The organism is Photobacterium gaetbulicola (assembly GCF_003025515.1).
Lineage (GTDB): Bacteria > Pseudomonadota > Gammaproteobacteria > Enterobacterales > Vibrionaceae > Photobacterium > Photobacterium gaetbulicola.
Genome location: NZ_PYME01000033.1, coordinates 54,615 through 64,422 on the forward strand (window position 1 = coordinate 54,615; position 9,808 = coordinate 64,422).

Consider the following 9,808-nt stretch of genomic DNA (forward strand, 5'->3'; position numbering starts at 1 on the left):
TTTTCAAACAAGGAAACCGAAACTACGAAGCGTTTTCCTCACGTATTAATGTGCCGTCGCTCTCAAACTGCCCGTACAGACGCTCGACCACCTGCCAGGCCTCTTCGCCGTGTGCTTGCCTGATATAGTTTTCGACATCTGCACGGATGGTGTCGGCAAAAAACGATGCCGCGAACATCCCTTGGTCAAGGCCGATGATTTTATTGGTAACTTCTCCTTGATCGTTCACCGCATCAAACCAGCCTACCGGGCTGACAATCTGCGGATGACGGCGCTCGACATCGCGTAGCAACTCGATGGCATGATCACGGTTAATCATTGCATACAAAGCGCTGGCATGCGGGGTACCCACCGGCTCTTGAAAACTCCGCCGGCCACGCTGATACGCTTCTGCCATTCCGTCAACCCCATATTCGCTGTAACGGCTATCTATCGTTGCTGACGATGACAGGAAAGGTATGCCGTATTCGGTGCTGTACTCGATCTGCACTGTTGCCATGTCGTCAAACATCTTCGGTACCGGCACCATTGACTGCTCATCAAACCAAACCGATGGCAACATGCCCTGGAAGTAGGCGCCATTCCAGGTCAGCATCGGGTTGATCACCTCCCCATCCCGCGTCACGTACTCGCCGGTGTACAGCCTCATATTAGTAAAAGTAGCTTCGGGGATAGGCTCCTCATCACCATAAGTCAGCACTGCAGCCCACAGCGGTGCCAATCGGCTCTCGTTTGCCTTACGGTCAATCTTGTATTTAACGTAGCCTCGCTGGCCATCGCCTCGATCTTGCCATGCTGCACGCAACAGCTCGCGGTCATTATTTTCCCGATCGTACAGGCCATACCAGCCCTGTTTACTTTCCATGATCAACGTATCAGCACGTTGCGCCAACTGGGCCAAGTCGGGATCTTCATGCTGCCAATATGCCCCCGCTACCGCCGCTAGCGACGATATCAAGTTCGCAGCATCAACAGCAGATGCCACCGAACGGCTATTGAGAGACAGCTCACCTGCGTCAACCTTATACATCCAGATAAACAGACCATTCCATTTCGGGGCGTTTTCCAGCTGACTCAAGACTTCTCCGAGGCGTTGACGCGCTTCTGCCGATCCCGCCCGCTCCATCTCAGTTAATACATTGAGGTACAAGCCAACTGTGGTGCTGTTCACCGCAGGGCGAGGCTCAATAATACCGTTGTCCATCAAGCGAATAAAATCATAGGGCATACCCGACTGGGCATCGACACCAACACCATCCCGGAAGTACTGCAAATTGGTATGAAGCTGTTGTGCAAAGTTTTCAGGGTAATGATGCTCTCCTATATAAACGTCTGTAATCAATGGGGTACTTACATCTTCAACACTCGATGCACATCCACCAAGCATAAAAGTCCCTAGCACCAGCGCTAATACCTTCTTCGTATAAATCAATACAGCCTCACTCTTACCAATAGAATCGTTTCAATAGCAACCTCTGGAATTTAACCTTGAACTATCACATAGTCGAGGAGAGCATTAATTTAAGTTGTTAATAAATATTATATTTTGAATTAGATCACACAGTAGAAACGATAAAACACACCAAGAAGCCTTACTTTTTACTGAAAGTGCCCGCACAGCCCCTCTGAAGGCCGTTTATCTTTAGTCTCGTCTGTATCACTCAACACTTCACCCGCGGGATATCCCGCCACCGGGTGGTATATTGCGGTGTCAAAAACTCCCGTCGCATCGCCCATCTGGGATTGATACCCTGAGCCGCCAGGAACAGACAGTCTCGGCCATAGCGCTGGTTGAGGCTATCAAAGACCTTCATCAATACCGGGTTGGTTGTTGATTCATCGAACAGATCACCCTGTGCATGTTCACCGCTGACCAAATCGATCAGCCCGACCCCGATTTTGTAATAACGTACCCCCGGCGCATAAAGTCGATCGAGCAGTGACGCGACCGCTTTGGTAATAGCCGCACTGTCATCGGTTGGATAGGCAAAGCGGTAAACCTGTTTAAAGCTCTGTGGCCGTTCGTCATAGGGCGAGTTCGAAGCAAACACCATCATCACACGCACCAGAGAACGTTGCTTTCTCAGCTTCTCTGCCGCAATACCGGCATGCTTGCACAGGGCTTGGCGCAGGCTGTCGGGGCACGTGATACGCTCGCCGACACTGCGGGTAGAGAAGATCTGTTTCTTGTCAGCCTTTGCCTGATCCCACCCCTTGCACACCTCGCCATTAAGCTCGCGCACGGTGCGTTCAACCTCGACATTGAATGACTTCCTCGCAAGCCCCGGCTTCATCGCGGCGAGCTGCAATGCAGTATTGATCCCCATGAACTCCAGCCGCTTGGCAATCCGTCGGCCAATCCCCCATACCTCGGAGGTTTTCATCTGCGCCAATATTGCCTGTCGTTGGGCTTTGGTGGCTATCACACACACCCCTTGGTAACCCTCAATCTTCTTTGCCGCATGATTGGCTACCTTGGCAAGGGTCAAGGTCGTGCCGATACCGACACAGACCGGCAACCGGCACTCCCGCCACACCGCCCGCCTTAACAGCTGTGCATGGTGGGATAAATCGGGTATCGCTTGCTGGCACTGGTGGAATGCCAGAAAGGATTCATCAATGGAATACACATGCTGCTCGGGGGCAAAACGGCCAATCACCTCCATCATCTTGGCAGACAGATCGCCATAGAGTTCATAGTTCGACGAACAAGCAATCACGCCTTTGGCCTCGCACCAACCGCGCATTTTAAAATAGGCTTTGAACTTCTCGACCCCGGCCTCTTTTGCCAGCCGATTGGCCGCGACAATACAACCGTCGTTGTTCGACAGGACCACCATCGGCCTGTTGCGCCAGTCAGGCCGAAATACCTGCTCGGCCGAGCAATAGAATGAATTGGCATCTACCAATGCGAACATAGCCGCCTCCTTCTAAGTGCTATCAAGCTTCTACTCACTAGCTCCAAAACCATCTGCCCCGCACCTAACGATTATCAGCAAAAATCTGACTCTGGCGGTGGCAGCGAATCGAGCGTGTTACCACCCCCTCCAATGTGAATTGATCGTGCTGCGAGACATACACGGGCATATACCCGGAGGCCGCAGAGAGCAGACGGCGTCGTTTGGTGTCAATGAGCTTACAGACAAACTCACCATTGAGGTTCGCCACCACCACATCGTGATCCTTCACCGTGATATGACGGTCGACAATCAGCACATCGCCATCATAGATGCCCACACCTTCCATGCTCCGGCCTTGCGCCAAACCGATGTAAGTCGCACTCGGGTGATCTACCAGCAGTTCGTCGAGCGACAGCGGAAGCTGCAGGTAATCCGTCGCAGGACTCTCGAACCCGGAGATCCCCGCACTGGCATAAAATGGAATAAAGTTCATAATTCACGAGACACTGTTTATTTATACAGTATTATTGTTATCCCAGACTCAGCACGGGTCAAGATGCACCTTGATCAATAGCCGCTTTTGTAAGCATGCGCGAGGTACAACACTGCAGACGCCTCCCCCAAAGCCAAACAGTCGCAAACCTCTGCAACAGCCCCAGTGGCCAGCACCGCCAACGATATATTGTCCCCGCTGTAATAACATGTAATACGATTTCACCAAGCAAAGCCTATTATTTCCCATGTAACATTTAATACTAATTCGCTGCCATATTTAGGTTGAGCTATCAAACCAATTATTGATAGCTCACACTGATTAAAAATAATAAAGGAATACATTATGAACAAAATTATCAAACTAAGTTATGAAGGAAAAGATTTCGGCTACATGGGAATGAAGAAAAATGGCAATATGCATGTATTCTATGGTGGAGCTGATAAGTCAGATGCCGTTGAATTTAAACAAGTTGAATACCCTAAACGATCCAATGCTTATTATTATGAAGTGGTGAAAGTTAACAAACACTATTTAGACATCAAAGCAACCAGCTCCGTTTTATTTGCCGACAAACCAAGTATTTCTTTGGCAATGTCATCAATCGTAGCCTGGGAAGAAGTTGATGGCGAGTTACACGCTATTATTAGTGGTAAAGATACCACAAAAGCCGTAAGCCGAAGCGCCGCCGACCCTGATAGTACGACACTGTACGGCAACTTAACCTTTGGTGACGGAAATGCCTGTAAAGTTAAGATCTTAGATGCAGAAAAGGTCAGCTAACATCAATCCAGATCAAGTGTCAATTGAATCGTGTGGGTTTTCAGGATAATCCCTGACAAACCCATATGATTAAATTCATAGCAGTATATTAATAATCCCAATAAAAAGATGACCTATCTTTTATACATTCAAACTTTTATTGAATTTGTTATATTGAGGGAGTAATCCATGTTTACAGGGAAAGGAAACTCATCAAGAAATATATCCATACTGTTTTTTATCTTATGTACTTTCATCTTTATAGAAAAATCAGTAGCCAAAGATAAAATATCAGATATTAGCGATTTAAACCTAAATGATATTGCATACCTTTGGCCAACACCAAAGAGCCAAGACGATGTTAATGCATTAATTAGTGCTGATTTTTTAATAAATGATGGTGAATTATGGCCTGAAGAAAAATTCAATGATGTCATTCACTTTGCAGAAAATAAAGTCAATGGTAAAGATGCTAGCGGAAATATCGTCAAAATCTCTTTTGTCAGCGGCGTTGGCGTATTTGAAGGCCAATTAAGAAAAAGAAAAAGCTGGAAAGTGGTTGGGTTTCGGGTAGATCCCTCAGCCCCGAGTGCATCTCCCGAGAGCATTGAACAATGGGGCAGCATCCCACAAATTCGCCTCGTGCTACAGCCGGTGACAGTAAACGAATCCGGTGTTGTTACCATTCATGATATGACGGCCCACCTCCCCTTCAATTTCGTCCTCAACACCACATGGCCATTCCAGCCAGATAAAATCGCCTTTGAAAAGATCCTCAACGATTTACTCACCCTGAAAAAATCACAACAACAAATGCAGGCGTCTAGTCAGCTGGAAGGTCCACTAAACGTCAATAGCAACCTATTGACTAAGAACTTTGCAGATCAAGTAAAAGCATTCCTGCATGACAACTTGTCCGCCAGCAGACTTGAGTTCATCTCTTTCATGGGGACGGCAAATTCAGATCAATGGATTTTCTTCAACTTAGCCAGCAATGCCCTGTCACCTAATTCACAACTGCTGCATGTAAAGCCAAGCTCTACCAGTGGATTCGTGGGTAATCGGATTGGCAACAACGTCAACCAGAACTTTGATAACTGTAATGGCATTAGTACCGCTGTGCTATTCAACAACGGTATTGATACTGAACTTGGCAATACTGTTCAGTGTGTTGACTCTGCTGCTACAAGCCCGGCTCTACCAAAACTACAAGATATTCCCAATATTATCGCCAACCCAGTCAACAGCAATGTAATGAATACAGACTGTGTCAGCTGTCATACCGAGTCGACACGAAGAAGCATTCTAAAACTGACCACGGTTAGCGCTGATCAGCTCCAGCTACCCGAATTTGAGCCTTACGTTATGGACGACTTATTACCCAAAGACAAATGGAATGTAAGAAACTTTGGTTGGTTCACTAAAGATGTACTCACTGATCCAAAACCAATTATCAGTACGAGAGCAGCGAATGAAACGGCTAGCTCACTGAAATTTATCAAAGAGCACTACGCGAATTAGAGGCTAAGCCTTATTCATTCTAAACCCATGCCATAGCGGCAAAAAATACGACAAGGAAAAGGTTATGACTGAGCAAGTATCACACCCATTAACTTTGGTGATGAACATTAAATCACCAGCAGATGCGCAACAGCTAAAAGAAGTCCTGGATGGATTTGAAAATATGCCAGAAGGCAAAAACCCCATCAATGTCGCGCTGACAAAGATTGGTACCGTACACTTTGCCCGTTTCGTGTTTTTAAGTGAGCTACAACTCGCGGTAATCACCAGTTACGATGGAGAGTTTGCCCGTTATATCCAAGATTTCACGAACGAGATTGGCGATATATTTAATACCCTTCTCTCCCACATGGCAGATGCCCCACCACTACCGGTACAGAATAACCTCAAGGAATTTATGCTGTACGTACAAAACAATGATCGCTCATACGTAAACGGCGAACTGCAACCGCTTTATAGTGCTTATCCATCGTTGACAGTTGCTGATATTCTCAGCAATGCTGAGAAAAGTGCTCTGCAAAAAGCAGGATAACGACTTTCAGGTATAGCGGTTTGATGTCGCTATACCTGTATTTTTCATCTCGGGGTATCAATTTTTCTACTTCCCTTACTCCACTAACGCTATTGGCCCGTTAATACCTATCTGTTTTTGCCAGTTAGCTGACAATTTCTCTGCTGCGCCGCTAGTCGTCTTCCATTTGTTTATAGGCTTTTCTTACATCTGGATGGTTCTGCAAGGCTTTGAGCATTCGGCGGCGATAGAGCCAGTTGATAACGGCAGTAAACAAGGTGGCAGCAATAGATACCACCACACCAGTTTCATTGATGGATAAGCCAGACACCACGCCGGTAAAACCCGCCCAGAGATAGGCAAACCATCCGATCATCTTCTCTCTCATAGGCGAATTTCAGTTATAAAAAAACCGCCAGAAAGGCGGTTGGGATTAGAAGTATGAAGCGCTAAAACGACAAAACCCCGCCGTGATGGCGAGGTTTTGCAATGCGGTAAATATGCATCGTTTTAGGTCGAGTGTCAATGGTCAGGTTAGAATTCGTACTGATAAGTAGGCATTATCGTTTCTCCCCCATAAGTACAATGCTCTGATTTTAATGAAAAAATATTGATTACCCGTGATTAGTGCCGAATAATAAGGCATAATTATAAAAGGATATAAAAAATCACATCAATTAGATAAATATTGTATGAATAGTGAAATTATTAATGCATTAAAAAATGCCAAAATGACAACATACTGTCTAGATGAAGATCAAATTATTAGCCAAAGTGAATGGATTGAAAGAGCATATACTAAATGTAAGTCGTTAGCAGTGTTCTTTAATACTAAGTTTTATATTTTACACAACGACACATTCAATGGTGCCGCTTTTTACAAGCCAAAATTTATCGCTTTAAATTTTGGTGTATTCGATCTATCTCAAAAAATGGCGCACATCATCACAAACTACTTAGTTCACGATATAACACCAAATATAAAACCCAATAAAAACCCAAATAGAAAAGCATACTATGACATATTCTTTTCTCTACCAAACATGGTTGACGCAAACAAAAAAACAATTAAAGAAAATAGCCTTGCCAACAATTATTATGAGCAAATAGCTAGTATATTTACATTATTTACAATGTTTCACGAGTTAGGCCATATAAATCACAATCATGGAGCCAGAAATATAAATCATTTCTGTGATGGATTCGACTCATCAACAAGTTCATTGTCTTCTGAAAATGCACTTGATAGTCAAACACGAGAAGTTATATGCGATCTTTATGCATTCGAATGCCTTGTGAAATCTCATGTATTACCTATGAAAAAAGAATTATCATATAATAAAGAAGAATTTATTAAATACCTAACAGATCATTTAACATTCATTTCATTGTATTTTTATTTCTTATCTCCAAATTTAAATAATGATGGTTACAAGCATGCAAGCCATCCACCTACGGCATTCAGAATATTTTCAATATATAAATATTTTCAAAGCGATGAAACGATAAACATATCTAAAATTGAAAAAGAGCTTATTATTTCATCATCTAGTGAAAATTTAAGAAAAATTCTAATCAATATATTCTCTGACAGTGCATCTAATAACTGGCATACTTGGTTTACTGATAGTGAACTTGCTGCTTGGCATAACGAAATTTATAACAGAACACCTAATTGGTATTTGTTTGAAAAATAATAACAAGTAAAAAATTGATTTAAACATATAAATAAAGCCAAAAAATGGAGTATATAATGGCATTTGTTGAACCCATAACTATCAAAGAAGCAATAGATAATGTTCATAAAAAAAATTATCTTCTTCCTGCAATTCAAAGAGAGTTTGTTTGGAGTACATATCAAATTGAACGTCTTTTTGACTCATTGATGAGAGACTATCCTATTAGCTCATTTTTATTTTGGGAAGTTGAAAGAGAGAATATAAGTAATTATCAGTTTTATGAATTCGTTCGTGAATACCACGAAAGAGATAACACACATAACCCTAAAGCCAGTATAAATGGGGAGAGTGGTATTACTGCTATTCTAGATGGACAACAGCGCCTTACATCTTTATATATTGGTCTTAAAGGTACATACTCGTATAAGCTTCCAAGAAAACGATGGGATAACAATTCCGCTTTTCCAAAACGCAAGTTATACTTGAACTTAATTTCTCCATCTAAAGATAACGATTTAGTCTATGATTTCAGATTCTTAACCGAAAGTGAAAGTCAGCATGCTAATGAGGACAACTTCTGGTTTCCCGTTGGAAAAATATTAGACCTTGAAAAACCAGTTGAAATAAACAAATATTTGATAAAAAAACAACTACTAACATTAAAAGAGTGTAAATCTGAATTTGCCAATGACACTTTATACAAACTATGGGAAATCATTCACAAGAATAAATCGATAAATTTCTTCCTTGAAAAGGATGAAAGTCTTGATAAAGTCCTAAATATTTTTATAAGAATAAATAGCGGTGGAACTCAATTAAATTACTCAGATTTATTACTATCTATTGCTACCGCACAGTGGAAAGAAAAAGATGCAAGAGAAGAGATCACATCTTTTGTAGATGAAATAAACACTATTGGTGATGGATATAACATTAATAAAGACTTTGTATTGAAGAGCTGTCTAGTACTCTCTGGCTTTAAAGATATTGCATTCAAAGTTGATAACTTTAATCAAGAAAATATGCAGATCATTGAAGATAAATGGGAAGGAATAACTAAATCTATAAGAGCAGCTTTTATTTTACTTTCAAACTATGGCTATCACAGAGATACATTAACATCAAACAACGCTATAATTCCGATTGCAGCATACTTGTACCTGATTGACTCGCCGGATAATTTCCCTGAATCAAATAAATATAAACATGACAGAGACTTAATATTTAAGTGGCTTGTAATGGTTCTACTGAAAAGAACATTTAGTGGACAACCGGATAATATATTAAGACCTATTCGCGAGGTTATAAATAAGTCAGAAGGTCAGTTCCCCTTTGATGAAATAATCAACAAATTAAAAGGAAGTACAAAGTCGATATCTTTCGATGATGACGAAATAGACAATTTATTATATTACCAATACGGGCAGTCTTATACATATTCTGTTCTTGCATTTATATATCCATCACTTGATTTCAAAAATAAATTTCATCAAGATCATATTTTCCCTAAAAAACTCTTCACAGCAAAAAGGTTAAGGAAACATGGAATTAAAGATGAAGATATTGAATTTTATCTTGATAATTATAATTACTTAGCTAACTTACAATTACTGGAAGGTATACCTAATCAAGAAAAATCAGGTAAAGACTTCAAGTCTTGGTTACTAGAAACATATCCGAATGAAGAAGATAGAAAAGTATACATGCAAAGACACTATATCCCTGATGTAGATCTATCTCTTGAAAACTTTCGACAGTTCATAGTAGAACGAGAAAAACTCATTACAGCAGAGTTTAAAAAGTTACTCTAAAACTACAAATCGAGTAGGAGGAGGCCTCACGGCCTCCGTCCTCTCACACCACCGTACAAGCGTGGGTCGCATACGGCGGTTCCGAATATATTTTCAGTGACTCATACCCATCTCTCAATGAGTACATGCCC

9 protein-coding genes and 1 pseudogene are annotated in these 9,808 nt (G+C 42.0%); 5 read left to right on the plus strand and 5 right to left on the minus strand.

Annotated elements, in window-relative coordinates:
* Positions 1–22: 22 nt before the first annotated feature.
* The 3 genes from C9J03_RS22460 to umuD form a co-directional block, all read right to left on the minus strand.
* Positions 23–1,402: a hypothetical protein gene (locus C9J03_RS22460; RefSeq protein ID WP_146149104.1), complete on the minus strand. Its 1,380-nt coding sequence runs from the start codon at positions 1,400–1,402 to the stop codon at positions 23–25.
* Positions 1,403–1,661: 259 nt separating this feature from the next.
* Complete coding sequence (locus C9J03_RS22465; RefSeq protein WP_044623292.1) at positions 1,662–2,918, minus strand: Y-family DNA polymerase; 1,257 nt, start codon at positions 2,916–2,918, stop codon at positions 1,662–1,664.
* A 64-nt stretch (positions 2,919–2,982) separates the two neighbouring features.
* Positions 2,983–3,393, minus strand: a complete 411-nt coding sequence (gene umuD, locus C9J03_RS22470) for a translesion error-prone DNA polymerase V autoproteolytic subunit (RefSeq protein ID WP_044623291.1) — start codon at positions 3,391–3,393, stop codon at positions 2,983–2,985.
* 345 nt (positions 3,394–3,738) lie between these two features.
* Here umuD and C9J03_RS22475 point away from each other — a divergent pair, with 345 nt between their 5' ends.
* From C9J03_RS22475 to C9J03_RS22485, 3 genes are all read left to right on the plus strand, one after another.
* Positions 3,739–4,176: a hypothetical protein gene (locus C9J03_RS22475; protein WP_044623290.1), complete on the plus strand. Its 438-nt coding sequence runs from the start codon at positions 3,739–3,741 to the stop codon at positions 4,174–4,176.
* A gap of 168 nt (positions 4,177–4,344) precedes the next feature.
* Positions 4,345–5,676, plus strand: coding sequence for a hypothetical protein (locus C9J03_RS22480; RefSeq protein ID WP_044623289.1), 1,332 nt, complete (start codon positions 4,345–4,347; stop codon positions 5,674–5,676).
* A 64-nt stretch (positions 5,677–5,740) separates the two neighbouring features.
* Positions 5,741–6,208, plus strand: coding sequence for a hypothetical protein (locus tag C9J03_RS22485; protein ID WP_044623288.1), 468 nt, complete (start codon positions 5,741–5,743; stop codon positions 6,206–6,208).
* Between the two features lie 151 nt (positions 6,209–6,359).
* On the opposite strand, the gene C9J03_RS22490 is transcribed toward C9J03_RS22485, so the two are convergent.
* A complete protein-coding gene (locus tag C9J03_RS22490) occupies positions 6,360–6,563 on the minus strand; it encodes an HP1 family phage holin (protein ID WP_044623287.1) in 204 nt (67 codons plus the stop codon).
* Positions 6,564–6,879: 316 nt separating this feature from the next.
* On the opposite strand from C9J03_RS22490, the gene C9J03_RS22495 reads away from it, so the two are divergent.
* Together C9J03_RS22495 and C9J03_RS22500 are read left to right on the plus strand one after the other, a co-directional pair.
* Positions 6,880–7,884 carry a M48 family metalloprotease gene (locus C9J03_RS22495; protein WP_044623286.1) on the plus strand — a complete coding sequence of 335 codons (1,005 nt, stop codon included), beginning with the start codon at positions 6,880–6,882 and terminating at the stop codon, positions 7,882–7,884.
* A 56-nt stretch (positions 7,885–7,940) separates the two neighbouring features.
* Positions 7,941–9,677: a DUF262 domain-containing protein gene (locus C9J03_RS22500; RefSeq protein ID WP_044623285.1), complete on the plus strand. Its 1,737-nt coding sequence runs from the start codon at positions 7,941–7,943 to the stop codon at positions 9,675–9,677.
* A 43-nt stretch (positions 9,678–9,720) separates the two neighbouring features.
* On the opposite strand, the pseudogene C9J03_RS27215 reads toward C9J03_RS22500, so the two are convergent.
* Positions 9,721–9,808 (minus strand): annotated as a pseudogene (locus C9J03_RS27215) (group II intron maturase-specific domain-containing protein); the annotation flags it as partial.